We start from the raw sequence: 26,422 nt of genomic DNA on the forward strand, positions 1-26,422 counted from the left end.
TAAAGGTTTTAATGGTTGTTTAGCTGTGAGCTATGAGCTATCAGCCTTGAGATTTTAGCTTTTGCTGAAATTGAATTGTTCTTGGGCTAAATCAAAAAAAGCTCATAGCTTACCGCTCACAGCTAAAAGATTTTATCCCAAAATATTCTCCATCACCACTTTTCCATCCAATAAACGAATGATTCTGTGGGCGAAGCGTGCGTCGTGTTCAGAGTGTGTTACCATGATTACTGTCGTTCCTGCTTCATTCAATTCTGTCAATAACTGCATTACTTCGTTACCATTTGTAGAATCCAAATTACCTGTTGGCTCATCGGCTAAGATTAATTTTGGCGTGTTTACTACGGCACGAGCTACCGCACAACGTTGTTGTTGACCACCCGATAATTGTTGTGGAAAGTGGTTTCTACGGTGCATGATTTGTACTTTTTCTAAAACTGCTTCTACTCTTTGTTTGCGTTCGGTGGCATCTACGCCCAAGTACAATAATGGCAATTCTACATTTTCATACACCGTTAGTTCGTCAATCAAGTTGAAAGATTGGAACACAAAACCAATATTACGTTTGCGGAGGTCGGCACGGCGACGTTCATTGAAGTGGATAATCTCTTCACCATTGAACATAAAGCTACCTTTTTCGGCATCGTCCAACATTCCGATAATGTTCAATAAAGTAGATTTACCACAACCAGAAGGTCCCATGATGGCTACAAATTCACCTTTCTTTACTTCTAAAGAAAGTTTATTTAAAGCAACCGTTTCGATGTCTTCGGTACGGTAAATTTTTTCTAAGTCTGTTATTTTAAGCATGTTAAATACCCTAACCTCCGAGGAGAACGCAAGGGATGCGTTTGTTTATGAGTGAATATCTTTAGTTTAGATTTTAAAATATAGTTCTCCAATTTTCATCAATAGGGATGGACTTAAGTCCATCCCTATTGATGAAAATTGGATTTAGGGTGTTTTCTTAATCACCAACTCCTGCATATCTCCATAATTTTCATAGCTTGAAGTCACTACTTTATCGCCTGGTTTTAAGCCTTCTAATACTTCATAAAACTCAGGATTTTGGCGACCTAACTGAATGTCAACTTTATACGCCTTTTGTCCGTTTTCACCTACTTTGAAAATCCAGTTGCCGCCAGTTTGTTGATAAAAACCACCTTTTGCCAATAAAACCGCTTGTGTTTGGTCGCTTAATGAAAGACGAACTTGAAGTGTTTGTCCACGACGAATATCACTTGGTGGTGTTCCTACAAATTCCATATCTACTTGGAAGCGTCCGTTTGTTACTTGTGAGTAAACCTTTTTAACACGCAGTTTGTAAGTCTTATCCGAAATAGTAAATTCACCCATTAAGCCAATGAATACTCTGGCGATATAATGTTCATCAATATCAGCACGCACTTTAAAACCGCTGAGAACATCAATTTGTCCTAATCTTACGCCACGTACTTTGTTTTCACCGATTTCAGCATTTCTTGAAGTAAGCTGACCCGCCACTGGAGCTTTCACTACTAAATCAGAAGCCTTTTTACGCATCAATTTCAAGGTTTCTTGTGTGCGTGCAACGGTTTCTTTCATTTGTGTTAATTGTGTTGCCGTTGTGATTGAATCTTGTTTCAAGGTTTTTTCAATCAGCGATTTACGTCTAACGTTATAGTTATATAGGTTTAGAGATGATTTATAGTCTTGTTCAGAGATTACTTTTTCTTTATGCAAACGGTTATTTAATTCATAAACTCTTTTGGCTTCAACCAAAGCATTATCAATATCCGCTAAACTAGCTTGTTGACGAATGGTGTTTTCACGAGCCAAATTTTGCGTGTATTGCATTTGCGTAATCAACTGAAAAACAGAAGTTTCACGGTTTGCTAAGTCCAATTCAAGGTCGGTATTCGATAGTTTTAATAGCGGTTGTTCTTTCTTTACAATAGCACCATCTTCTACATATAATTCTTCAACTCTTCCGCCTTCAAGGGCATCTAAGTAAATGGTTTGGATAGGCATCACAATTCCGTTTACTGGAATAAATTCCTGAAAGCTTCCTTTGCTTACTTCCGAAATCATAATTTTATCTTCCTCCACATTCAGTTTGCTATTGCCTGTGGTATTGAAATAACTTGCTGCAATCAGTCCAATTACTGCTACGCCACCAACCCAAGGAAGAATGCGTTTCACTGACCATTTCTTTTTTTCGATTACTCTATCCATTGTATTGAAATTAATTTAATAAGATTAGATGTGTTTCATCAATTATCCATTCTGTTTTGCATGATTTATTAACAAGATAATGCCAAAAAGTTAAGTTGTTGATAATTAGATATTTGATTGAATTTTTCTTAAAGAAGTGTTCGGAAACGATACACTTTTTGTTCGGAAATGAACAAAGAATAATTGGTGTTTTTGGAAGAGATAGTAATGCAAAGGAAATGACAGGGAATAGATTAATCAATTGTATGGCAGCCCAACCCAATAGAAGCCTGATTATTGAAAGAGTGTTTTATTTCACTAATCGAATAATCTTAGTTAAAACCGCAATTTCCCGCAAAAAACAAGCATAATTGTCACTTGAAACAGGAACGTTGATACTTTGAAAAGCAAAATTGCCACCTAAAACCGCAATTATCCGAAGTTGAATAGAGAGTTTGTTACTTAATACCGCAATTTCCCGCAAAAAAGAAGGAATGTTGATACTTTAAGTACCAATTTTCTCAAAAAAAGGATAAAATTTTCCTCTTTTTACCCCAACTTTCCTAAAAAAGGAGGAAGATTTTATCCTTTTAATGCCTCGCTTAATTATTGAAAAATCATCCAAGATTAACTCTCTATCAAGATTCCTTCCTTTATTTCCATGCGGAGCTATGTTTAATATAAAATTTCTCTAAATTAGTGCAATTATCGTCAAACTAACATTCACTGATTTCAATGAAATATTCTAAAGCCATTGCCTCGCTTGCTTTCACTATTGCTTTATGTTATGCACTTAATAGAGGTTGGGGAACAGCTCCTGCCTTTGGGCGTTTTCTGAGTCCTTTTACTGGTTTTTGGGTTAATGCCGAAAAACCTTTGAGCGATAAACCTGTTCAGGGTTCTTTACAATTAGCAGGTTTGCAAGATGAAGTAACGATTGAATACGATGAACTAGGCATTCCGCATATTTTTGCCAATAACGACCATGATTTATACTTGGCTCAAGGATATGTTACGGCGAAAGACAGACTTTGGCAAATGGAATTTCAAACACATTATGCCGCAGGTAGATTGACGGAAATTGTGGGTGAAAAAGCCTTAGAATCTGACAAGTATAACCGAAGAATGGGGGCAGTATATGGTGCGGAGAAATCTTTGGCAGGCATGATGGAAGACCCGCAGTCGAAAGTAGCTTTAGAGGCTTATTCAGAAGGAGTGAATGCTTATATCGACCAGCTAAAAGTAAGGACATTACCCGTAGAATATAAATTGTTGGGTTATCAGCCAGAGCGTTGGACGCCTATTAAAAGTGCTTTGTTTCTGAAAAATATGTCTTTCGTATTAGCTTCTGGCACAGACGATTTACGCATGACGAATATCTTGAGAAAATATGGCAGAGAAGTAGCCGAAGAACTTTTTCCGAATTATCCTTTTGAAGAAAGCCCGATTATTCCAACTGGAACACCACAAGATTTTACGCCACTACCTATACCAAAAGCACCTGCTGACTTTGTAGGAATTGGAAGTATGAAAGCTAGTACCGAACGTGACAAAGGCATTGGTTCAAACAACTGGGCAGTTAGTGGAAGTAAATCTGCTTCGGGTTTACCACTTTTAGCAAACGACCCACATCTTACTTTAAGTCTTCCTTCTATTTGGTATCAAATGCAATTGGTTGGTCCAAATGTGAATGTTTATGGTGCTACCATGCCGGGTACTCCGAATGTAATTAGTGGTTTTAATAAGGACATCGCATGGGGAGTAACCAATGTTGGGGCGGATATTGTTGACTGGTATGAAGTAAAGTTTAAAGATGCCAAAATGAATGAGTATTGGCACGACGGACAATGGAAAAAGATTACTAAGCGTCCTGAAAGATATATTATGAAGAATGGAGATGTTGTGTTAGATACTGTTTTGTTTACGCATCATGGACCAATTGTATATTTAGATAATGAAAAACCATTCAAGAAAAATATTCCGACGGGTCATGCACTTAGATGGATTGCACATGATAAATCTCAAGAATTAACGACTTTCTATCAGCTAAATCGTGCTAAAAATTATGATGATTATGTAAAAGCTTTGAGCTTCTACGCTGCTCCAGCACAGAATTTTGTCTTTGCGAGTAATCAAGACGATATTGCACTTTGGGTAAATGGTAAATTCCCTTTGAAAGCGAAATTACAAGGAAAATACATTTTAGATGGCACTGATAAAATGGCAGATTGGCAAGGATTTATTCCTCATGCACAGAATCCGCATGTGAAAAATCCAGCGAGAGGTTTTGTGAGTTCAGCCAATCAGTCATCTACCGACCCAAGTTATCCATATTATATCAATTGGGAATTTGCGGCATCAGAACGTGGCAGACGCATCAATCAGCGTTTAGAAGGCATGAGTAAAATTACGGTTGATAGTTTAAGAGCTTTGCAAAATGATAATTATAACCTTAAAGCGGCTGGTATTTTAGATAAATTAATCAGCTTGATAAAAGCACCAACAGCCAAACAAGCCAAAGCCATAAAAGTGTTACAAACTTGGAACAAGCAAAATGATGTAGCCGAAATAGCACCAACGATTTTTGAAACATGGTCGAATTTATTGTATGAATCTATCTGGAAAGATGAATTTGCTTACGATGAAAATATTCCCATGAAGTATCCATCTTTGGATAAAACCATTCAATTAATCAAGCAAGAACCAACTGCAAAATGGTTTGATAATGTAAATACAAAAAACAAAGTAGAAACATTGGAAGAATTAGCGAGTACTTCCTTAATCGCTACTTTGGATAGTTTAACAAAATGGCAAAAAGCCGATATGGGCGATACTTGGGCTTGGGCAAATTATAAATCTACCGACATCAAACATTTAATTCCTGGTTTGGATGCTTTCAGTAAAATGAACGTGAACATTGGCGGAGGAACAGGGATTGTCAATGCTACAACCGAACGCACAGGACCATCTTGGAGAATGATTATACAATTAGGGAAAAATAATGCTGTGAAAGGGTACGGAGTAATTCCCGGCGGGCAATCGGGAAATCCGGGCAGTCCGCATTATGATGATATGGTTGAAACTTGGCGACAAGGAAAACTCAATGAGTTATTGTTCCTACAAAATAAAAACGAGAAGTCGGCAAGAATCAAAAAGACAATCAAGCTAACGAAGTAAGGACATAATTTTAAATTCAAATCAGACATCAAAATGACAAATAATATATCAACAACAAATAAAGAAAGTACTTTTTTAGGAAAATTAGTTTCAGCATTTTTTAGTCCACTTACCTCAATTATTATCATGTTGGCTTTCGTGAGCCAATACTTTTTCGATTGGTGGGTAATTGCATTAGCGTCTTTTACAGCCTGTTATTTACAGGCAAAATCTAGCGGAGAAGCCTTCCGAAAAGGAGCAGGAGGCATTGCAATGCTTTGGCTTTTGGTAACTTTATATTATCATATTGCTACAGATGGAATACTTTCTACCAAAATTGCAAGTATTTTACCTTTGAATGGAAACGCTGGTCTTTTAATCGTTATTACCGTATTGATTGGCGGTTTAGTAGGTGGTTTTGCAGGCATGAGTGGTTACTTAGTGAGAAGTTCACTCAATAAATAATTGGCACGAAGGCTTTGAAAATGAATGAAAGCACTTAAATTGTAACTTCTTAACAATTAAATAACTTATTGTTATAGGTACTTTTTGGTATTAACTATTTGATTTTCAGTATGATGTTCTGCTGAATACTTCATTTTCAAATTGCCACAAATTTAGTATATTTGTTAAATTTTTATCTTCTAAATACCCCAACCGAAGACAAACATAATTCAAAAATTATCCCTTGGGGCAGGGGCTTTAACTGAAATGAAAAAATTATCCCTAATCTTGTGCAGTGGCTTATTAGCAATTGGATGTTTCTCGTGTGATAAATCTGCCAACAAGGAAACCGCTGCTGCTAGTTCTTCAACATCAGCTGCTAGTGGCGAAAAGAAAACAGTTTATGTCAATACAGATTCATTATTGGCAAACTATCAATTTTATAAGGATGCTCAAAAAGAATTTGAAAATAAGGGCTACCGTTTACAAGTAGATTTAGGTCAACGTGAAAGAGGCTTACAAAGTGAATTACAAGCAATTCAACAAAGAGCTCAAACAATGACGCAAGCAGATTTACAAGCTGCTGACATGATGTTGAAGAAAAAAGGTTCTGAATTACAGCAGTACAGCCAACAAAAACAAGCAGCTTTAGCCGAAGAACAAGGCAAAAAAATGCAAGAATTGTATGCTAACATTCGTGAATACATCAAAAAGCATAATGCTGAAAACAAGTTTGAATTCGTTTTAGGTTATACTTTGAGTGGCGGTGGAATTCTTTTTGCTGACGATAGTGCTGACAGAACAAAAGAAATCATTGAAGGCTTAAACAAAGAATATGCTGAGAAAAAAGGACCTGAAAAGAAATAATTAGAATTATTCTTCAAAGTTTTTATAATTTTGTCAAAGAAAAAGCCGTACAGATTTACTGTATGGCTTTTTTTAGCAAGAATTCTCCCTACAATTTTCAAAAACAGCTTAAACTATATCAAGATGGCAAAGGAAAGTATTGAAAAAAATATAGAAATTAAAAACAGAAGGGCATCGTTCGAGTACTTTTTTATTGAAAAATTCTCGGCAGGAGTAATGTTGATGGGAACAGAAATTAAGTCGATTCGTCAAGGAAAAGTAAATTTGACGGATGCTTATTGCTTGTTCTTAAATGAGGAATTGTACATCCGACAAATGAATATTTCTAAGTACAACGAAGGAACACATTATAACCACGAGCCACTCAGAGACCGCAAATTATTATTGACCAAAAAAGAGATTAAGAAATTACAGAATAAATTGAAAGACCAAGGTTTAACCATTGTTCCAACAAGAATGTATATTTCTGATAGAGGTTTTGCGAAGATAGATATTGCTTTGGCAAAAGGTAAAAAACTATACGATAAGCGTGATTCTATCAAAGAAAAAGATGTAAAAAGAAGTATGGAACGTGAATAAAATCAGTGATTTAATACGTTCCATATTAAATCACTGATTCAATTTTTTATTCTAGTTCAATAGATTCTTTTTCACCTACTTGTTGTCTCCACATCGCATAATACAAACCTTTGTTGTCGAGTAGTTCAGTATGCGAGCCATTCTCTACAATTCTACCTTTCTCTAATACAAAAATCTTATCGGCGTGCATAATCGTTGAAAGCCTGTGGGCAATCACGATGGTAAGATGTGTATGTCCTTCTGATACTTCACGGATAGTTTCTGAAATTTCTTCTTCCGTTAAAGAATCCAAAGATGAAGTAGCTTCATCAAATACCAATAAATTTGGGTTACGCAATAAAGCTCTGGCGATACTTAAACGTTGTTTTTCACCACCTGATACTTTTACGCCACCTTCTCCAATAACACTGTCGAGTCCTTTGTCGGCACGTTCTAATAGCGTATTGCAAGCCGCTTTTTTTAGTACGTCCAAACATTGTTCATCCGTTGCTGATGGATTCACGAATAATAAATTCTCACGAATTGTTCCTGAAAACAGTTGAGTATCTTGCGTTACAAACCCAATACGTTCACGTAATTGGTCGAAATCAATTTCATTATAGTTATGTCCATTAAAAAGTATTTTACCTTCTTTCGGACTATATAAACCTACTAATAACTTCACTAAAGTAGATTTGCCTGAACCTGATGGACCAACAAAAGCAATGGTTTCACCTTTTTTAGCTTCAAAAGAAATCTTGCGAAGAGCATCTTTATTTGCAGATTGATGACGGAATTTAACGTCTTCAAATGCCAAAGAGTCAATGCTGATAACGGGATATGGATTTGTTGGTTTTACTTCTACAGGAATTTTAAAAATATCTTCAAAATTCTGTAATGAAACTTCTGCTTCACGATAAGTATTTACTACGTTTCCAATTTCTTGTAAAGGTCCAAAAAGGAAGAAAGAGTAAATATTTAATGAATAAAATTCACCGATGGTGATTTTGTTTTCGTAAATCAAATAGATTAGCACCAACACCATCAAAGCACGAATGAAGTTTACACAAGTGCCTTGCACAAAAGACATCGAACGAACATAACGTACTTTTTTGAGTTCGAGTGCTAAGATTTTTTGCGTGGTAGCATTGAGCTGTGCAATTTCTTGTTTGGCTAAACCTAATGATTTTACCAATTCTATATTGCGTAAAGATTCTGTCGTAGAACCTGCCAAACCTGTTGACTCTTTTACAATTTGAATTTGAATGGTTTTAATTTTTTTACTCAAAACCGAGCTAATCCAAGCAATGAGTGGTCCAGTTACTAAGAATAAAGGCAGAATCATCCAATGAACCGAAAAGGCATAAACCGAGATAAATATCAAAGCAATGACCGATTGGAAAAGAATATTGATTCCGACAGAAATTAGTTTTTCAACATCAACTCTTACTTTTTGTAATTTACCTAAAGTTTCACCAGAACGTTGATCTTCAAAAGATTCATAAGGTAATTCAAGCGAGTGACTAATGCCATCGGCATAAATTTGCGCTCCAACTCGTTGAGTAACAGTACTGATGAAATAATCTTGAAAATTTTTAGCGACTCTACTCACAAAAGCTACTCCGATTGAAGCACCAGAAAGTGGCAAAATGGCATAAAGAAATTCTTGAATGGTGTGATTATCAGAACGATAAACGGTTGCTACATCATCAATGATTTTTCGGAAAATGAAAGGGTCAAGTAATGAAAAGATTTGATTGATGGCAGCTAAGAGCAATGCTCCCAAAACAGTGGTTTGGTATTTTTTGAGGTAACGGTAAAGTATTTTCATGTGGATAATTTGCTGAATTAAAGACTACTTATTAACCCAAAGCTCAAAAAATAAGTTCTCAAGAATACAATAGGCTTAAAATGAAACAGCCACAAAACTCATTTAAAAGAATTCTGTGGCTGTTTTTGGTATATTATGTTTATTTAAAATCGCTTCAATGCCATTTCAGAAACAGTTTGTCCGATTGATAAAGACGACGTTGCCGCTGGCGAAGGAGCATTCAAAATATTGATTACTTTTTCATCTTCAATGATTGAGAAATCATCAAGTAAACCACCAGTACGGTCGCAAGCTTGTGCTCTTACACCTGCACCACCTTCAATTAAATCAGATTCTTGAATTTCTGGAATTAATTCTTGCAAAGCCTTTGTGAAAGCTGCTTTCGAGAAACTTCTGTACATTTCACCCAAACCCGTTTCCCAATATTTTGCGGCTACTTTCTGGAAACCACCCCAAGTAAGTGTATCCCACAACTCTTTTGGATCGATGTCTAATTTTTTATAACCTTCTTTTCTGAAAGCAAGTACAGCATTTGGACCAGCCTCAATTCCACCACGCATCATTCTTGTAAAATGTACTCCTAAAAATGGGAAATTTGGGTCAGGAACAGGATAAATTAGGTTTTTTACTAAATAATGTTTTTCAGGACGAATCTTAAAGTACTCTCCACGGAAAGGAACAATACGCACATCAATCGGTCTGTCTTGTGACATCTGTGCTATTTTATCTGAATACAAACCAGCACAATTAATAACCAATTTGGTTTCATAAGTATTTCTTTCTGTTTTGATGATTGATAAAGAATGTCCTTTGGTTACGCCAGTTACTTTTTCACCAAAGAGTAATTCAGCACCAAGTGTTCTTAATTTGTCCGCCATTTTTTGCGAAACGACTTTATAATCAACAATACCAGTTTGTGGAACCCACATTCCTTCTACACAAGTAACGTAAGGTTCATACTCTTTTACTTCCGAAGCTGAAATTTTACGTAAACCTTCCAAGCCATTTTGTTGACCACGTACATAAAGATTTTCAAGCTGTTGGCGTTGCTCTTGTTTGGTCGCTACAACTACTTTACCAGTCAATTCGTAAGGAATATTTTCTTGATTACAAAAATCAATGAGTTGATGATAGCCTCTAATACAGTTTGTTGCCTTCAAAGAACCTGGCTTATAATAAAGCCCAGAGTGAATTACACCAGAGTTATTACCTGTTTGATGAACGGCTACTTCACGTTCTTTTTCAAGAACCAAAATTTTCATTTCTGGTCGTTGTTCCTTGATTTTTAGAGCGGTAGCAAGCCCAACGATTCCTCCACCGATTACGATAATATCGTGCTGCATAATATATTAGGATTTTCTCGTGTAATGTTTCTGCAAAAACAGGCTGTAAAGATACAACAAAAAGACCTGTGACGATTTAAAACATCACAGGTCTTTTCAAGAAGTCTTTTATTTTACTTATATCGGCGATAGTTTATAAACAGTTACGATTTCAGTAACCGAAGCAGACGATACGCCTAAAAATGCTAAATTCATCGACCAAGTAGCCTCATCGGTGTTACTTTGTTTCAAAACAGCATGATATTCAATGACATCCTTATTGAAAGTAATAATGTCGTAAAGCTCTGCGGGCTGACTTTCGATAGCAAGTTCTAATTGCTTATCGTTATTGAGTAACTTCCATTTCCCTTTTTGTACAACTAAACCTTGTTGAAGGCTTGTTATAGTGCCATCGGGTTTGAAATTGATTTGAATTTTGGAAATCGTATTACTCAAGCCAATATTGTTTTGTCTTGAAAATAACATCTTGTTTTTGGTGCCAGCCAGCATATTAATCTCGCTGTATTGCCAAAAACCATTGACTAGCGTTTGCTTAACGCTAATAGTACTAATAGAAGTGCTTTTTACACTTGAAGGAACAACCTTTTCTAAAGGTGTTATGCTTTCATCGCAACTAGTCATCAGCCCGATACATAGTACCGAGATGATAAAGAATAAAGATTTTCTCATGAAATTTAATGGCGGTTAAATTCATTACAAATATATTAGTAAAAATGACATTGCCAAATGCTCAAAGTCATACTTGAATTTATACTTACTTTAAAAAGATAAATCCGTGTTTTTCGTTATAAATTTACGATAAGCGTAGTAATTACTTTTTTTAAAGCTGAAAATTCTACTCGAAATTCTGTCTCTGTCTTTTGTTTTCATCGAAAGCCATCAAAATGAAGTAGAAAAACGTCCGAATTAATGTATTTTTTAAACGAATCAAACAAATGAAAACGATTTACCTTCTGCTCTTTTTGATAAGCTTATCTTCTGCTTTTTCACAAAATACTGAATCAGTAAATAAGCAATACTTTCACCTAAAACTGAAAGTATTGGATGTTGAAAATCATAAAAGTTTAGAAGGTACTTCCTTGAAACTATATACGAAAAATAAACCTCAAGAGATTGACTCAAGTATTATTAAAAATGGTTACGCAATTTTTAAGCTTGAAAAAGGTAATGAATACGAACTTTTAGTTCAATTCGACGAGTACCTGACTCAGCGAGCTAACTTTAATGCAGCTTGTTATCTAAAAGATTCCAGTAAAGTATTTTGTGTTTCAGGAATTGATATTGAGCATATCAGTAAACTTTCTAAGCAAAGCAATTTGATAGAAGCTTCAATAAGTATGAAAAGGATTAATTTGAATGATGTTTTTGGTGTTGAACGTATTCATTATGATTTTGATAAATGGGAAATCAGAAAAGATGCTTGGGAAGGATTGAATAATTTAATTCAGTTGCTGAAAGATAACCCAAGTATCAAAGTAGAACTTGGTTCTCATACTGATAGCCGTTCGGATGAAGTTTACAACATGACTTTATCTCAAAAACGTGCTGACGCAGCCGTTAATTTCATCGTAAAGAAAGGTAAAATAGCCCAAGAACGAATTATTGCTAAAGGCTATGGCGAAAGCCAATTACTAAATCATTGTAAGGATGGTGTAAATTGTTCAGAGAATCAACATGCACTGAATAGAAGAACAGAAATCAAGGTTTTAGGTTACAAAACCAACAATAAATTATTAGAACAACAAAGAGGAACAGCCATTTCGGGAGCAAGAAATTGATAAACCAAAGATAATTCACTCTATCTTGCTGATTATCAAAAACTTTCTTGGTAACATTTTGTAATTACAAACAGAATGTGTAATTTTGCACTCCAATTTTTAAAACAACATTACATACTTATGGAATTACGTAATTATGAAACGGTATTCATCTTAACTCCCGTTTTGTCTGAACAGCAGACAAAGGATGCCGTTGAAAAGTTCAAAAAAATCCTAACGGATAACAATGCTGAAATCGTAAATGAAGAAGCATGGGGAATACGTAAGCTGGCGTATCCTATTCAAAACAAACAAACTGGTTACTATTACATCGTTGAATTCAAAGCAGAAGGAACGTTAGTAGCTAAATTGGAACTTGAATACAAGCGTGACGAAAAAGTGATTCGTTTCTTGACAACTGTTCTTGATAAGCACGCAGTTGCATATAACGAGCGTAAGCAAAAAGGTTTAGTAGGTAAGAAACCAGTTGCTGCAGAAGCTAAAGCAGAATAAGTAAGACATTCACGAAATTCAACATTTTGAAATCATGACATTAGTAAACGAACCAGTTGACAAAAGCGTAATCCGCAAAAAATATTGCCGTTTCAAAAAATCAGGCATTAAATATATCGACTACAAAAACCCTGACTTTTTATTGAAGTTAGTAAACGAACAAGGAAAAATTCTTCCTCGTCGTCTTACTGGTACTTCTTTGAAATTTCAACGTAAAGTAGCTGTAGCTATCAAACGTGCTAGACACTTGGCTTTAATGCCTTACGTGGCTGACGGATTGAAATAGTTATCATAAATAAGGTTTTAGATAATAGGTTTTAGGTAATAAAAGATAGGCTGAGAGTTTAACTGTCGCCTCGAAGTAAAGCCCTAATATCTTAATAAAATAAAAAAATGGAAATCATCTTAAAGACTGACATCGCAGGTCTCGGTTATAAAAATGACGTAGTTACCGTAAAACCAGGATACGGACGTAACTACTTGATTCCACAAGGTTTCGCAGTTCAAGCGACGGGATCAAACAAAAAAATTCTTGCTGAAAACATCAAGCAAGTAGCTCACAAAGCTGAAAAAGTGAAAATGGATGCAGTTGCTTTGGCTGAAGCTATCGGTGATATTACTTTAGCAATTGCTGCGAAAGTAGGTGAAAGCGGTAAAATCTTTGGTCGTGTTACTACTATCCAAATCTCTGAATCTTTGAAAGAAAAAGGATTTGATGTAGATAGAAAGAAAATTGCTTTGGATACAGAAGTGAAGTTTGTTGGTGATTTCACTGCAACACTTGATTTACACAAAGAAGTGAAACACAAAGTGAAATTCACTGTAGTAGCTGACTAATTTATTAAAAATGGTTTTATAATCCTTTTTGTAAATTTTATTATAATAAAGAAAGCATCTCATAATATGGGATGCTTTCTTTATTATGTACTTATGTCAGTTTTCTCAACAGTTTAATTGATAGTTGTACTAGAGATGTTTAAGCCATAGTGTGATGCTGATAATATTTTTACTTCGTTATTGTAAAAACTAAAGAGGTAAATGTCATACTTGGCATTTGGTAGGGTTGCGTAATGTATTTTTTCTTCAAAATTATTTTCAATTAAATCACCTTTCTTTAAGATATTTTTTATGGAAGAAGCTTTTTTACTTACAGGGAAAAGAATATTGTATTTTTCAGACCTAAATAAGACAAAAACATTTTCGTCAAAATCATGATATGAAAAACTTGTAGGATTTCGAACTATGAAAAAAGGGAATTCGAATAGTGCCTTTGGAGATTGACTATTTTTTTCAAATGGAGCCTCCACAAGCATTTTCTTTATTAAAGGATCAGTTTCTGGCGTAAATCGACAAACACCTTGCTTCAAAGATACAGCCATTACATCGTTGATAAACTTCATATCACCTTTTCTGAAGCCGTGCAATCCACTTGGAAATTTTATTGGAAGTTTCGAAAGCAATACTGGTTGCATTGTTTCATGATCATCAAATGTTCTTGTAGAGTCATTTCTGAAGAAAAAATACCTGTTATTCAATTCGAAATTCGCACTGAAAACCTGCATTTCCATTCTTTTATTAGCAAATTTTGAAAGAGAAATAGCATAAGTATAAGCCATAAAAACAAATGAAAAAGCTACTGAAACTCCTACAAATGTTTTTATTAGAATCGTATTTTTTGCCAAATCCTTGATTTTTGAAAAAAGATATAAATAAGTACAAGCCGTTAATAACAAAGGATAAATCATATACCTTGATTCCTGTTTCCCATTTCTTAAAAAGAAAGTTAATACGATAATTGCTAGACAAATTGATGTGATACCAAAAAGGAATAGTTTTGTCGTTTTTTCCTTTTTAAAGTAAGTCCTTAAAACTTCAATACCAAAAAATATATAACACGAGAAAATAAGAGCTCCAAAAGCATAATTAAGGGCTGTATTTACTTTTTGCTGAGAAAAAATAGGTTCAATTAACAAACTTGGCATCGCTATAATAGCTATTAATTCTTTGGGATGTTTTAGCCTTTCGAGAATTACACTTTTGTCTGGATAATAATCTGGTTGAGTATAATTAGCGTAGTAGAGAAATACAGCGATGATAGATACAATTAGCCAATAAAAAGCATTTTTGTTTTCTCGCTGCAATAAAAATAATACAAAACCGACAGGTGCTAGAATCATACTAGAAGCACTTGTACTAAGCGATAGTGCAAAAAATATAATACTCATATTTATTTTATTTTGTGTAATAGAATAAATAGCAAATACCATAAATAAGACTACCGTATAATTTTGTAAAGATGCCATTGCCCATAGTGCATTCTCATGTGTCAATGGTGAAAACAGCAAAATACTTATTGGTACTAAAGCCAAGTAATTCATGTCCGAAAACTGTTTTACAAGCAATTTTAGTAAAACCAATATTGACGATATTCCAATCAACATAAATACTTTATAGTTCAATGTTCCTGCAACGCTGTAGTATAAAAACATTATTAGCTTTGTGTAGGCTATTCGGTGTTCGTTATATTGCTGGAAAAATGAAAGCACTTTTTCTGTAAAGCTTAGCCTTTCGTGAAGTAAAAGAAAGTTGTTTAATACGATATCGTCGTTGAATGGGAAATTAACAGAGAAGGTAAAAAAGCAATAAAAAAATACAAGTATTGGGCATAAAAATAATAAAATACTAATTAGTTTAGATGGGCTTAATACTGAACTGGTTTTTAAAAACAGGTTCTCTTTCAAAGAATTCATTGGCTATTAATTTATTTAAGTAGTTAAAATTAAGTAAATTTTCGTGTGTACTGTTATGATTACTGAATTCCTATTCTTTAAAATTCAAAAGGGGCAGTAATTCAGTGGCTTTTCGCTTGGTTCGCATTATATAAATTTTCAAATAAAGTACAGAAAGCATCTCAGATTATGAGATGCTTTCTGTACTTTTGTAGGATTTTTCTACGATTGCACATCGATTTTTGATGATTAAAACAACGCTTTTTTGACTATTGCGTCTTGCACTTCACAAACAATTTTTATCTTTAAATTCAGTGAATATGTTTAATAGATTGCTACTGATATTTTTGCTCATCAGCATTCCGACATTATTGTTAGGTCAAATTACGATTACATCTCCAGTACTCAGACAGGTTTTTCAACGCAATTTGAAAAACGAAGCTATTGTAGCTGTAGCAGGGAGTTATTCACAACCCATTGATACGATACAAGTAAGAATGATTCCTGTAAAAGCTGGACAAGGTATTGCGATAGATTGGACATTATTAAAAGCTAACCCACTTGGCGGCTTATTCAAAGGTTCAATTACGGTAAAAGGCGGCTGGTATTCTATGGAAGTGAGAGGGCTTTTAAGAGGGAAAGTGGTTGGAACTGTTTCAAAGATAGAAAAAGTAGGTGTTGGCGAAGTATTTGTAATTGCTGGTCAATCAAATGCTGGTGGAAGTGGCTTGCGTTCTGCAAACGAAACTCCCGCTTCTGACGATAGAGTAAACTGTGCAGATTTTTTGAAAGATTTTGGAGATAACTTTTACAAAGCAGGATTTGATCCACAAAATACAAGTTATATTACTTATACAACTTCTAATTTTTCAATTATTCAATTTTCTCAATTAAGTAAAAAAGTTACGATTGGTCCACTTGGTCTTGGTCCATATTATTGGGGAAAAGTTGGGGATGCTTTAGCTTCAAAACTGAACGTACCTATAATGTTTTTTAATACGGGTTGGGGCGGTGCTTCAGTTAGGGCTTGGAGAGAAAGTGCAGAAAATCCCAATATGGCAGTACTCAACGATTTTCAAGATATAGATGTTCCTACTCGCTATTTACCTGTAGGATTTCCTTACGAAAACTTGAATGCTGTTTTACGATATTATGGTATCAATCTAGGTGTGAGAGCCGTACTTTGGATAGAAGGCGAAACGCAAAACTTACTTAATCTGGAGGCTATAGCACAAGGTAAGCCAGCTCCAGTAACGATTGAAAATTATTTAGATAATCTTCAACGTTTAATCAAAAAAAGTCGCCAAGATTTAGGAACCAATAAATTGGCATGGGTTGTAGCTCGTACTTCTTATTCAAGTCAACGAGGTTGCGATTCTATCATATCTCCACCCAAACCATCGCCTATTATCGTAAATGCACAAAATCAAGCAATTACGACTGATGCTCTCAGACCGATTTTTCCAGGACCTTTTACCGATAATATTCAAGTAGATTTTATTGGAGAAAGAGACCGTTGTGTACATTTTTTTGGAAAAGGCCTAGACGATGTTGCTGACGCATGGATAAAAACTTTGACGGTTGATAATAAAGATTTCTTTGAAACGGTTGAACCCATTTCTGCAGATACGATTCCAAGTATTAGCTTGGAATGTCTTTCAACTGATTTAGTAAGATTAAGCTTGCCAGCAGGTTATCAGCAGTATAAATGGGTTAATGAAGAAAACTATAAAGAATATACAAGTAGAACTGTGGATGTTCCCGCAGGAACTTATTTTGCGAGAGTCACTCGTGCAAATGGGAATATTATACAAATACCAAGTTTTACCGTAAAAGCAAATACTCCACCGAAAGCACCCGTAATTAAAGCGATAGATGATGTTAATTTTTGCATTGGAACAAGTGTTTCAATACAGAGTACAACAGAAGCCGAAAACCCGATTTATCAATGGATTGGTACTAATCCGAATATTACTCCAACTAATAATATTACCGTAAATACTGAAGGATCTTATAAATTGAGAGTAGTTGATAAAAATGCTTGTCAGTCACCCGTTTCAAATGAAATAAAATTGACGATAAAACCTCGCCCAGCAGCACCTACTATTTCATTCAATAGTTCAACGGAATTTTGTGATGAGCAAAGTGTTACTTTGGTGGCATCAAATGAAGGAGCTTCTGGCTATTTATGGAGTACTGGCGAAACTACCCAAAGTATTGTAGTTAAAAAAGCAGGTACATTTTCCGTTCAGACTCGTGGAGCTAATAATTGTTTATCGCCAATTTCTAAAGATAATATTACGACTTTCGTTAATCCTTTACCAAAACCACCGACTATTAGTGCTTTGAGTAGTGTGGCATTTTGTGATGGTGCTAGTGTTAATATCAATTTGACTGCTCCGGATTCCCAAAAATATACTTTTACATGGGAAAGAAATAATGTACTTACCAACAATAATCCATCTTTGATAAAAGTTACTGGCACGGAATTAGTTAGAGGTTTTGTAAGAGATGACAAAGGTTGTTTGTCAAAATCATCAAATGTGATTCAAACGACCAGAAAAGATAATCCAACATCGGTAAGTATTGTTCAAAAAGGTACTTACACGTTGGGCGTAAAAACAACAGTATTGCCAACTGAATTTATTTGGAAGTACGAAGGGAAAGTATTGAGTACTTCAGCAAAAGATACTCTCATCAGAGCAATCGAAGCTGGAAATTATACGGTTCAAGCTAGAAATATCTATCAAATTCAAGGAAGTGTAAATCCATTAACTTGTATTTCGGAAGTGAGTAATTATGATTTAGCTGCTTATAGCGATAAAGGACTGTCGATATATCCAAACCCATCGAATGGAAAATTCACTTTAGAAAGCAGATATGAATTAGAGAATACCACTATTACAATTTATAGTATAGATGGTAAACAGCTTTTACAAACAAAGATAGAGTTGTTAAACTCTCAGAAACTCTTGGATTTGAGTACTTTGGCTGAAGGGTCATATATTTTAAGAGCAACGAATAATAACTTTAAAATTTCTAAAATGATACAGATTAGTAGATAAGTTCGTTTTACACAAAATCTATACTTCTGAACTTTATTATGTATTTTTACTTATCATGGATTGCCTAAGCAAACTTTCTATGATAAAAACAATATTATCCTTACATAAGATAAATTCAAAACAATAATTCTGATGATGTTATCCAAAAGAATTCTTTTACTGATATTAATAACCAGTTTCCCAACTTTACTTTTTTGTCAGATAAAGATTACTTCACCGCAAAACAGAGCAGTATATCAGCGTAATCAAGAGGGTTTTTCTCAGATTACGGTTTCTGGTACTTATGCTACTCAAATCGATAAAATAGAAGCCCGTTTAATTCCTGTGGAAGCTGGACAAGGAGAAGCTGTTGATTGGACAGTGATAAAACTTTTGCCCCTCAATGGAAATTTTAATGCTGTCATGAGGGTTAAACAAGGATGGTATAGTTTAGAATTAAGAGGAAGTTTAAATGGAGCAAATATTGGTGGAACTTCACGAGTGGATAGAGTAGGAGTTGGGGAAGTATTTGTAATAGCTGGACAATCTAATGCCCAAGGAATGCCCCATATTGCGGGGATTGGGGCGACAAACGACAGAGTAAACTGTTTTGGTTCTGCAACTGATACCAATTTTGGAGGAGATTTCTATATTAATTTATCCCCTTTCTCAAAATTAGAAGCTGGAAGTAGAATTGCTCCAAGAGGAATGAATGGTTGGTGTTGGGGACGATTGGGCGATTTACTCGTAAGTAAATTGAATGTTCCAGTAATGTTTTTTAATGCTGCTTTCGAAGGTACTTCAAGTAGTACTTGGGCAACTACAGCGAATGGAAATATCGCACCGAATCCATATACTGGTGATACTTACAAAAATAAACTTCCTTATCAAGACCTCTCAGATGCCTTTCATTATTTTGTAGCACAATTAGGTGTACGTTCGGTTTTATGGTGTCAAGGTGAATCAGACAATTTTTTTATTAACCAAAAATTAGTGGTTGATAGTGAAAAATATCGTTCGAATCTTCAAACAGTTATCAATAAATCAAGAACTGATTCTGGTAAAGATATTACTTGGGTAGTTTCTCTAACATCTGGTGGTTCTTCAACACCTTGTAATTTTTGTAGTACACCAATCGTTACAGATGCGAATGTGATTAAAGGGCAACAAGCAGTCATTAATCAAGCTAATAATAATGTTTTTCAAGGACCTAATACAGACCTTATTCAAGTTACTGGCAGACAGGATGGAGTACATTTTAACGGTGTTGGTTTAGAACAACTGGCAAGTGCTTGGAATAATGCCTTAGACAATAATTTTTTTAGTAATTCTAAACCTCAACTACCAAACACAATTTCTGATTTAACTTTTAGTTGTGGCAATAATCAAGTAAACGTAAGTTTGCCAGATGGCTTTTCAAACTATCAATGGTCGAATAATGGATCTAATTTTGCCAATGGGGTATTTTCAACGCAACGTAACGCAACACTTGCTGTAGGTACTGATAAAACGTATTATGCACGTTATCGTGATAAGGTGGGAAATATTATTCAAGTTCCATATATTTCTTTTGTAGGTAGTGCTATTCCTTCTTCATCAATTACGGCTGGTGGTGATGTCAGTTTTTGTGATGGAAATAGCGTAGCCTTGAATGCAAATGATGCTTCTATTTATGAATGGAGTAATGGAAGTACATCAAAATCAATAACAGTTACTAATTCTGGAAGTTTTGCAGTTAGAACTGTCAATCAATTTGGCTGTCAGTCTGGGTTTTCAGCACCAGTAATTACTACAAACAAACCTTTACCTGCTAAACCTGTTATTACAGCAGGTGGTCCAACTACATTTTGTGCAGATACTGATGTTACTTTAAGCTCTTCGAGTTTGCAAGCTAATGGTTATGCTTGGAGTACGGGTAGCAATTCACAAAATATAAAGGTAAATACTTCTGGTACTTATACTGTACAGACAATAAATTCACAAGGTTGTTTTTCGCCAGCTTCAGATGGGGTAAAGATTTTAGTGAATCCATTACCACCCAAACCGAATATTGCGGCAAGTGGCCCATTAACATTTTGTGCAGATACTGATGTTACTTTAACGTCATCTTCTTTACAAGCCAATAGTTATTTGTGGAATACAGGAAGCAATACGCCGAATATAAAAACAAATACTTCTGGTAGTTATACTGTAAAGACGATAAGTACTGTAGGTTGTTTTTCTCCTGTTTCTGATGCAGTTCAGGTTTTAGCAAAACTCTTACCTCCTAAACCAATGATTACAGCTAATAGCCCAACTACTTTTTGTGCTGATACCAATGTGGTACTAACTTCATCTAATCTTCAAGCTGTTAGTTATTTATGGAGTACTGGAAGTAGTAGTCAAAATATAAAAATTAATGTTTCAGGAAACTATACTATCCGAACAATCAATAACCAAGGCTGTTATTCGCCAAGTTCGGATGGGATGAGAATCGTTGTAAACCCTTTGCCGCCAACACCAAGTATTTTACCTAATGGCCCAACTACTTTTTGTGCAGATACAAACGTTGTTTTAACTTCAACATCTCAAAATGCAGTTAAATACTTATGGAATACTGGTGCTACCAGCAATGCTATTAAAATCAATATGCAAGGGAATTATATCGTAAGAACAATTGATAACAATAATTGCTACTCGATTAACTCTCCTACAATGAGAATTACAGTCAATCAATTACCTATTACTCCTACAATTGTAACAAGTAAAGACAGCGTATTTTGTGATGGAGATAATACTATTTTGCAGATGAGTTTAGCTTCTGGGAATAAGCCAACATGGGTAGCTGCTCAGAATGGAACAGTAACAAGCTATGGAATTCAGAATTTGACAGTAACTAAGTCTGGGGCATTTCGTGCATTTCAAACAGATATTAATAATTGTAAATCTGTAATTTCTCCTAATGTTTATGTATCAGTTAAGCCAAACCCAGTTGTTGTTGATTCTATCGTTCGTTTAAGTCCATATACAGTTGCTGTAAATGCCGTTAAAGCAGACCAATATGTTTGGCAAGTAAATGGTGTGGTAAACAATACAATTTCAGGAAGTCCTATTAGGTTTACTGAAGAAGCAAATCTGAGTGTAATTGCTAAAAATGTGTATAAAACACTTTTCTATGGCGATAAATTTTGTTACTCTCCAGTCTCTAAAGAATATGTTTTTAGATATTATGATGACCGTGGAGTATCAATTTATCCGAACCCAAGTAATGGTGTTTTAAAAATTGAAGCTAGAAACGATTGGAATAACACAACTTATGAAGTCTATGATTTATTAGGAAGAATGGTGAGAAGAGGAACAATCGCTTCTTTGGATACAAGTAGAACATTAGACCTTACAATGTTGCCTGAAGGAGAATACATGTTGAGACTAAATACTGAATCTCTTTTGATTGCGAAAAGAATAATTATTAATCGTTAGTTTCTTCGATTGATAATCATAAAAAAAGCTCGATTTCAAATTTGAAATCGAGCTTTTTTTATGATTTATAATTTTGCTAAAGCTTCTTTTACTGCTTCGAAGTTTGGAACATCACCAGCGCTTTCAAGTACTTCTGCATATTGGATACTTCCATTTCCATCAATTACAAATGCTGAACGTTTTGAAACGCCTTTCATGCCTAAAACGAAGTTTTCATAAATACTTCCATAAGCCGTTGATACTTCTTTGTTGAAATCAGATAACAAATCAAACGGAAGGTTTTGTTCTGCCTTGAATTTATCTAAAGTAAAGAGAGAATCAACCGAGATTCCTATAATCTCAGCATTTAGCTTTGAATAAGTAGCGATGTTATCTCTCATTTCGCATAATTCAGCAGTACAAACACTTGTAAATGCTAAAGGAAAAAATAAAATAACAACGTTTTTACCTTTGTAATCTGAAAGGCTAATTTCTTTTTTATCAGTATTAAATAAAGTAAAATTCGGAGCTAATTCACCAATTTGTAAAGCCATTTTTTTAAAATTAAGATGTGAGTAAATATTATAGTACAGTTACTTCTTCAATTCCCAAAGCTTTACCAGCGGTTGGTGTTACTTGAAATTCAACGGCTGATTTTTTGCTATCTTTAAAAGCTTCACGAGGTTTGATACTCAAGATTTGGAATAGCTCTTGGTCATTTTTCACCGCTGGATTTGGTGTTGTTAATAACACATCTCCAGAGAAGATTGAGTTCGCACCCGCCATAAAACAAAGTGTTTGTCCTTCATAAGTCATATCCAAACGCCCTGCTGAAAGCCTAACCATTGATTTTGGCATCAAAATTCTTGCTGTAGCGATTGTTCTGACCATATCCCAGATAGAAGCTGGCTCTTGGTCGCCAAGTGGAGTACCTTTAATTGGAACAAGGTTGTTGATAGGCACAGAGTCTGGATGTTGAGGCATATTTGCCAATGTTTTTAACATTCCAATACGGTCGCCATCAGATTCCCCTAAACCAATAATTCCTCCTGAACAAACTGAAATTTTCGCTTTACGAACATTATCAATCGTATTCAAACGGTCAGCGAAAGTACGAGTAGAAATTACATCTTCGTAATGTTCTTCACTTGTATCAACATTGTGGTTGTATGCGTACAAACCAGCGTCTTTTAATTTTTCAGCTTGCGATTCTGTCAGCATTCCTAAAGTACAGCAAACTTCTAAACCCATAGAGTTTACGCCTTGTACCATTCCTAATACTTTATCAAAATCCTTGTTGTCACGTACTTCACGCCAAGCGGCTCCCATACAAAAACGTGAGCTTCCTGCATCTTTTGCTCTTTGTGCTGCTGATAATACTTCGTCAAGTTCCATTAATTTTTGAACTTTTACGTCGGTATGATAACGAGCAGCTTGTGAACAATAAGAACAATCTTCTGGACAGCCACCTGTTTTGATTGAAAGTAAAGTACTGATTTGTACCTCTTGTGGGTCATTGAATTGGCGATGCACAGTGGCTGCACGATACACTAATTCCATGAATGGGAGGTTATAAATTTCTTCGATTTCTTCTCTAGTCCAATTATTTTTTATCATGGTATCATCTTGGCGATTTTTATTCGCTTTATGTTAATTAATCAAAATTAAACATGGATTTCGGGTTTGACAAATTGATAAGCCTTTTTGTGTTTTGAAATTTATCTAAAAATTGGATTTTTTACGGATTTTACTTGATGACTATCTTTGAGATTATTTTTTTAACAATTTTTTCAAAGAAATAAATAATACACCAAAATTGGGAATGATTAGTTTTAAATTCTTTTAATAGAATATTGTATAGAATTTAATTCTATACATGGCTTGTATTTTGCTTTTTTTAGAATTTAATTCTAAAAGGGCGAATTTGTAAAATTTGTTTTTTCTATAATCAGGTGTTATTTTTGATTAAGAATCCTTCAAAAAACAAGAATCATGAGTCAGAAAATTTTAATATTCGATACAACCCTTCGTGATGGCGAACAAGTGCCAGGTTGTCAATTAAATACCGAAGAAAAATTGCAAGTTGCTGAACAACTGGAATTACTTGGGGTAGATATTATCGAAGCTGGTTTTCCGATTTCTTCTCCTGGCGATTTCCGTTCGGTTGAAGAAATAGCTAAATTAGTGAAAAACGCTACTGTTTGTGGACTGACTCGTGCTAAAAAAGAAGATATTGATGCGGCAGCAGCAGCATTGAAACACGCAAAATATCCAAGAATTCACACAGGTATTGGTTCATCTGATACACACATTAAATATAAGTTCAACTCTACTCGTGAAGAAATTCTAGCTAAAGGTGTTTGGGCGGTTAAATACGCAAAATCTTTTGTAGAAGATGTTGAATTTTTCGCTGAAGATGCTGGTCGTGCAGATTTAGTTTTCTTAGCACAATTAACAGAAGCGGTAATTGATGCAGGTGCAACAGTAGTGAACTTGCCAGATACTACTGGCTATTTGTTACCTCAACAAATGTTCCAACGTATCAACTATTTGTTTGAAAACGTTCCGAATATTCATAAAGCAGTAATTTCAATGCACAACCACAACGATTTAGGTTTAGCAACTGCCAATACTATTGCGGGTATTCAGGCTGGTGCAAGACAAGTTGAAGTAACAATCAATGGAATTGGTGAACGTGCTGGAAATACTTCGTTAGAAGAAGTAGCAATGATTTTGAATACACATAAAGATTTGGGCTACCATACAGGAATCAATTCTAAACATTTGTATCCATTCTCTCAGTTTGTTTCTAATTTGATGGGAATGCCAGTGCAAGCAAATAAAGCAATTGTTGGAGCAAACGCTTTTGCACACTCTTCAGGCATTCACCAAGATGGTTTCTTGAAGCATACTCAGAATTATGAAATCATGAATCCAGAAGATGTTGGCGTACCTTCATCAGCGATTGTATTGACGTCTCGTTCTGGACGTGCTGCCCTTCGTCATCGTTTGCAATTATTAGGTTTTGAGTTTGAAAAACCAGATTTGGACAAAATTTATACTCGCTTCTTGTTGATGGCTGATGCTCGTAAGCAATTGAACGATGAAGATTTGAAAGAATTAGTTGGATAATTTGAGTGATGAGTTTTGAGTGCAGCATGAGGAGTGGTGAGTATTTTATTCTTCACTTTGCACTCAAAACTCATCACTCTTTAAGCTTTTGCCAAATACTTTATTCCATCTAAAAGTCTATCCAAATCTTGTAAACTTGTATAAACGTGTGGAGTAACTCTTACGCCATCTAATTTTTCCCATTTTACAGGCGAAGTATGAATTTTATATTTTGCGAATAACTCTGCTTCAACTTTACCAGCTTCCATGCCTTCTATGCTAAAATGTGCCAAAGCACCCGAATATTCGGGTTTGATGGGCGTATTGAGTTTAAATTTGGGTATTTTACTTGCTTCTTTTGCCCAATAACTTTTCAAGAAATGTAAACGTGCTTCTTTTCTGGCATTGCCAATGGCTAATTGAAAATTCAGTGCTTGTCCAATAGCTTGTTCAATCATAAATGGACGAGTACCTAAGTTTTCAAATTTTCTGATATTGTCTGAATTTGGTTTGTCATTAGGAATCAGCGGAAAAATTTTACTAATTTTCTCCTTTTTCACCCAAAGCATTCCTGAGCCGATTGGTGCCGAAAGCCATTTGTGTAAACTTGTTCCGAAGTAATCTCCACCCAAATCAGGAATTTTATATTCAAGGTGAGCAAATGAATGCGCTCCGTCAATTACTACTTCAATACCACGTTTATGTGCTTCTTCAGCAATGCGTTTAGCAGGTAAAATTTGTCCGTTCCAATTAACAATATGCGTAATATGAACAACTTTTGTTCGAGTAGTCATTTGTTCTACATATTTCTGGACAATCAAATCGTTATCTTCTAATGGTAAATCAATATTCACATAATTGATTTTTAAACCTTCTCGTAGCTCTCTTTGTCGCCAAGCGTGAAGCATGTTTGGATAGTCATATTTACTCATAACGATTTCGTCGCCACGGGTTAAAGGTAAACCTAAAATTACAGTATCTAAAGCTTCAGTCGCATTACGATTGATAGCGATTTCTTCTGGAGAAACGCCTGAAAATTTGGCTAGATTTTCTCGCAATGGTTCACGTCCTTGGTCAAGAATTCTCCACATAAAATAGCTTGGAGCTTCATTGGCAAATTTTCCGTATCGTTCCACCGCATTTTGAACCACTGTTGGTGCTGGACTAACGCCACCATTATTCAAATTGATGATTTGTGGAGAAACGGTATAAGCCTGTTGAATTTGATACCAATAGTCTTCATCGGAAGCCATTAGTAGTGCAGATTTTTCTGGAGAGAAACTACTAATCGTTTGTAAGTCGTTGGATGATAAACCTTTAAAAGTTGGAAGTAAGGAAGCGCCAGCAAGCGCTGAAACTTGATTGATGAAATGTCGTCTTGTTGTCATATTTAGTTTGTTTTACATAAATATACAAAAGAATCTTCAACGAAGCGAAA

General features: G+C 35.0%; 20 protein-coding genes. 11 read left to right on the forward strand and 9 right to left on the reverse strand.

Annotation, left to right across the window (positions count from 1 at the left end; all coding sequences use genetic code 11):
- Nucleotides 1–132: 132 nt before the first annotated feature.
- On the reverse strand, nt 133–810 hold the full coding sequence (locus VB776_RS05355) for an ABC transporter ATP-binding protein (protein ID WP_323326760.1): 678 nt from the start codon (nt 808–810) through the stop codon (nt 133–135).
- A gap of 144 nt (nt 811–954) precedes the next feature.
- A complete protein-coding gene (locus VB776_RS05360; protein WP_323326761.1) occupies nt 955–2,214 on the reverse strand; it encodes an efflux RND transporter periplasmic adaptor subunit in 1,260 nt (419 codons plus the stop codon).
- A gap of 714 nt (nt 2,215–2,928) precedes the next feature.
- Here VB776_RS05360 and VB776_RS05365 point away from each other — a divergent pair.
- The 4 genes from VB776_RS05365 to smpB all read left to right on the forward strand — a co-directional run bounded on the left by VB776_RS05365 (nt 2,929) and on the right by smpB (nt 7,239).
- Nucleotides 2,929–5,370 (forward strand): penicillin acylase family protein, encoded by a 2,442-nt coding sequence (locus tag VB776_RS05365; RefSeq protein WP_323326763.1) that lies wholly within the window; start codon nt 2,929–2,931, stop codon nt 5,368–5,370.
- A gap of 33 nt (nt 5,371–5,403) precedes the next feature.
- Complete coding sequence (locus VB776_RS05370; protein WP_323326765.1) at nt 5,404–5,814, forward strand: hypothetical protein; 411 nt, start codon at nt 5,404–5,406, stop codon at nt 5,812–5,814.
- 246 nt (nt 5,815–6,060) lie between these two features.
- Entirely contained in the window at nt 6,061–6,660 is a 600-nt protein-coding gene (locus tag VB776_RS05375) for an OmpH family outer membrane protein (protein ID WP_323326767.1), read from the forward strand.
- A gap of 123 nt (nt 6,661–6,783) precedes the next feature.
- Nucleotides 6,784–7,239, forward strand: a complete 456-nt coding sequence (gene smpB, locus VB776_RS05380; protein WP_184137047.1) for an SsrA-binding protein SmpB — start codon at nt 6,784–6,786, stop codon at nt 7,237–7,239.
- A gap of 46 nt (nt 7,240–7,285) precedes the next feature.
- On the opposite strand, the gene VB776_RS05385 is transcribed toward smpB, so the two are convergent.
- From VB776_RS05385 to VB776_RS05395, 3 genes are all read right to left on the reverse strand, one after another.
- Nucleotides 7,286–9,049 carry an ABC transporter ATP-binding protein gene (locus tag VB776_RS05385; RefSeq protein WP_323326769.1) on the reverse strand — a complete coding sequence of 588 codons (1,764 nt, stop codon included), beginning with the start codon at nt 9,047–9,049 and terminating at the stop codon, nt 7,286–7,288.
- A 143-nt stretch (nt 9,050–9,192) separates the two neighbouring features.
- Nucleotides 9,193–10,392 (reverse strand): L-2-hydroxyglutarate oxidase, encoded by a 1,200-nt coding sequence (gene lhgO / locus VB776_RS05390; RefSeq protein WP_323326771.1) that lies wholly within the window; start codon nt 10,390–10,392, stop codon nt 9,193–9,195.
- A gap of 117 nt (nt 10,393–10,509) precedes the next feature.
- Entirely contained in the window at nt 10,510–11,061 is a 552-nt protein-coding gene (locus VB776_RS05395; protein WP_323326773.1) for a hypothetical protein, read from the reverse strand.
- Between the two features lie 266 nt (nt 11,062–11,327).
- Between VB776_RS05395 and VB776_RS05400 the strand changes: the two genes are divergently transcribed.
- The 4 genes from VB776_RS05400 (at nt 11,328) to rplI (ending at nt 13,499) form a co-directional block, all read left to right on the forward strand.
- Nucleotides 11,328–12,170 carry an OmpA family protein gene (locus tag VB776_RS05400; RefSeq protein ID WP_323326774.1) on the forward strand — a complete coding sequence of 281 codons (843 nt, stop codon included), beginning with the start codon at nt 11,328–11,330 and terminating at the stop codon, nt 12,168–12,170.
- 120 nt (nt 12,171–12,290) lie between these two features.
- On the forward strand, nt 12,291–12,662 hold the full coding sequence (gene rpsF, locus VB776_RS05405) for a 30S ribosomal protein S6 (RefSeq protein ID WP_323258580.1): 372 nt from the start codon (nt 12,291–12,293) through the stop codon (nt 12,660–12,662).
- A gap of 34 nt (nt 12,663–12,696) precedes the next feature.
- Nucleotides 12,697–12,948 carry a 30S ribosomal protein S18 gene (gene rpsR, locus VB776_RS05410; protein WP_184137058.1) on the forward strand — a complete coding sequence of 84 codons (252 nt, stop codon included), beginning with the start codon at nt 12,697–12,699 and terminating at the stop codon, nt 12,946–12,948.
- Between the two features lie 107 nt (nt 12,949–13,055).
- A complete protein-coding gene (rplI, locus tag VB776_RS05415) occupies nt 13,056–13,499 on the forward strand; it encodes a 50S ribosomal protein L9 (protein ID WP_323326777.1) in 444 nt (147 codons plus the stop codon).
- Nucleotides 13,500–13,612: 113 nt separating this feature from the next.
- Here the strand turns inward: rplI and VB776_RS05420 are convergent, their stop codons facing one another.
- On the reverse strand, nt 13,613–15,031 hold the full coding sequence (locus VB776_RS05420; protein ID WP_323326779.1) for a hypothetical protein: 1,419 nt from the start codon (nt 15,029–15,031) through the stop codon (nt 13,613–13,615).
- A 680-nt stretch (nt 15,032–15,711) separates the two neighbouring features.
- On the opposite strand from VB776_RS05420, the gene VB776_RS05425 reads away from it, so the two are divergent.
- Together VB776_RS05425 and VB776_RS05430 are read left to right on the forward strand one after the other, a co-directional pair.
- Nucleotides 15,712–18,456 carry a T9SS type A sorting domain-containing protein gene (locus VB776_RS05425; RefSeq protein WP_323326781.1) on the forward strand — a complete coding sequence of 915 codons (2,745 nt, stop codon included), beginning with the start codon at nt 15,712–15,714 and terminating at the stop codon, nt 18,454–18,456.
- A gap of 132 nt (nt 18,457–18,588) precedes the next feature.
- Nucleotides 18,589–21,894 carry a T9SS type A sorting domain-containing protein gene (locus VB776_RS05430; protein ID WP_323326783.1) on the forward strand — a complete coding sequence of 1,102 codons (3,306 nt, stop codon included), beginning with the start codon at nt 18,589–18,591 and terminating at the stop codon, nt 21,892–21,894.
- Nucleotides 21,895–21,959: 65 nt separating this feature from the next.
- On the opposite strand, the gene VB776_RS05435 is transcribed toward VB776_RS05430, so the two are convergent.
- Complete coding sequence (locus tag VB776_RS05435; RefSeq protein WP_323326785.1) at nt 21,960–22,427, reverse strand: peroxiredoxin; 468 nt, start codon at nt 22,425–22,427, stop codon at nt 21,960–21,962.
- Between the two features lie 28 nt (nt 22,428–22,455).
- Nucleotides 22,456–23,490 carry a biotin synthase BioB gene (gene bioB, locus VB776_RS05440; protein ID WP_323326787.1) on the reverse strand — a complete coding sequence of 345 codons (1,035 nt, stop codon included), beginning with the start codon at nt 23,488–23,490 and terminating at the stop codon, nt 22,456–22,458.
- Nucleotides 23,491–23,865: 375 nt separating this feature from the next.
- Between bioB and VB776_RS05445 the strand changes: the two genes are divergently transcribed.
- The gene (locus tag VB776_RS05445) at nt 23,866–25,005 is read left to right on the forward strand and encodes a 2-isopropylmalate synthase (RefSeq protein WP_323326789.1); all 1,140 of its coding nucleotides are present in this window, start codon (nt 23,866–23,868) and stop codon (nt 25,003–25,005) included.
- 80 nt (nt 25,006–25,085) lie between these two features.
- Here VB776_RS05445 and VB776_RS05450 read toward each other — a convergent pair whose 3' ends face one another.
- Nucleotides 25,086–26,372: an aminotransferase class V-fold PLP-dependent enzyme gene (locus VB776_RS05450; protein ID WP_323326791.1), complete on the reverse strand. Its 1,287-nt coding sequence runs from the start codon at nt 26,370–26,372 to the stop codon at nt 25,086–25,088.
- Nucleotides 26,373–26,422: the final 50 nt, after the last annotated feature.

This window comes from Arcicella gelida, from assembly GCF_034931025.1.
In the GTDB taxonomy this organism is placed as follows: Bacteria; Bacteroidota; Bacteroidia; order Cytophagales; family Spirosomataceae; genus Arcicella; species Arcicella gelida.

Bases quoted from the DNA above. Each gene is read 5' to 3' on its own strand.
- smpB (WP_184137047.1), top strand. From the start codon at position 6,784: ATGGCAAAGGAAAGTATTGAAAAAAATATAGAAATTAAAAACAGAAGG.
- VB776_RS05425 (WP_323326781.1), top strand. From the start codon at position 15,712: ATGTTTAATAGATTGCTACTGATATTTTTGCTCATCAGCATTCCGACA.
- VB776_RS05370 (WP_323326765.1), top strand. From the start codon at position 5,404: ATGACAAATAATATATCAACAACAAATAAAGAAAGTACTTTTTTAGGA.
- VB776_RS05355 (WP_323326760.1), bottom strand. From the start codon at position 810: ATGCTTAAAATAACAGACTTAGAAAAAATTTACCGTACCGAAGACATC.
- VB776_RS05445 (WP_323326789.1), top strand. From the start codon at position 23,866: ATGAGTCAGAAAATTTTAATATTCGATACAACCCTTCGTGATGGCGAA.
- rpsF (WP_323258580.1), top strand. From the start codon at position 12,291: ATGGAATTACGTAATTATGAAACGGTATTCATCTTAACTCCCGTTTTG.
- VB776_RS05385 (WP_323326769.1), bottom strand. From the start codon at position 9,049: ATGAAAATACTTTACCGTTACCTCAAAAAATACCAAACCACTGTTTTG.
- bioB (WP_323326787.1), bottom strand. From the start codon at position 23,490: ATGATAAAAAATAATTGGACTAGAGAAGAAATCGAAGAAATTTATAAC.
- rplI (WP_323326777.1), top strand. From the start codon at position 13,056: ATGGAAATCATCTTAAAGACTGACATCGCAGGTCTCGGTTATAAAAAT.
- VB776_RS05430 (WP_323326783.1), top strand. From the start codon at position 18,589: ATGATGTTATCCAAAAGAATTCTTTTACTGATATTAATAACCAGTTTC.
- VB776_RS05365 (WP_323326763.1), top strand. From the start codon at position 2,929: ATGAAATATTCTAAAGCCATTGCCTCGCTTGCTTTCACTATTGCTTTA.
- VB776_RS05435 (WP_323326785.1), bottom strand. From the start codon at position 22,427: ATGGCTTTACAAATTGGTGAATTAGCTCCGAATTTTACTTTATTTAAT.
- VB776_RS05400 (WP_323326774.1), top strand. From the start codon at position 11,328: ATGAAAACGATTTACCTTCTGCTCTTTTTGATAAGCTTATCTTCTGCT.
- VB776_RS05375 (WP_323326767.1), top strand. From the start codon at position 6,061: ATGAAAAAATTATCCCTAATCTTGTGCAGTGGCTTATTAGCAATTGGA.
- VB776_RS05360 (WP_323326761.1), bottom strand. From the start codon at position 2,214: ATGGATAGAGTAATCGAAAAAAAGAAATGGTCAGTGAAACGCATTCTT.
- VB776_RS05395 (WP_323326773.1), bottom strand. From the start codon at position 11,061: ATGAGAAAATCTTTATTCTTTATCATCTCGGTACTATGTATCGGGCTG.
- VB776_RS05450 (WP_323326791.1), bottom strand. From the start codon at position 26,372: ATGACAACAAGACGACATTTCATCAATCAAGTTTCAGCGCTTGCTGGC.
- rpsR (WP_184137058.1), top strand. From the start codon at position 12,697: ATGACATTAGTAAACGAACCAGTTGACAAAAGCGTAATCCGCAAAAAA.
- lhgO (WP_323326771.1), bottom strand. From the start codon at position 10,392: ATGCAGCACGATATTATCGTAATCGGTGGAGGAATCGTTGGGCTTGCT.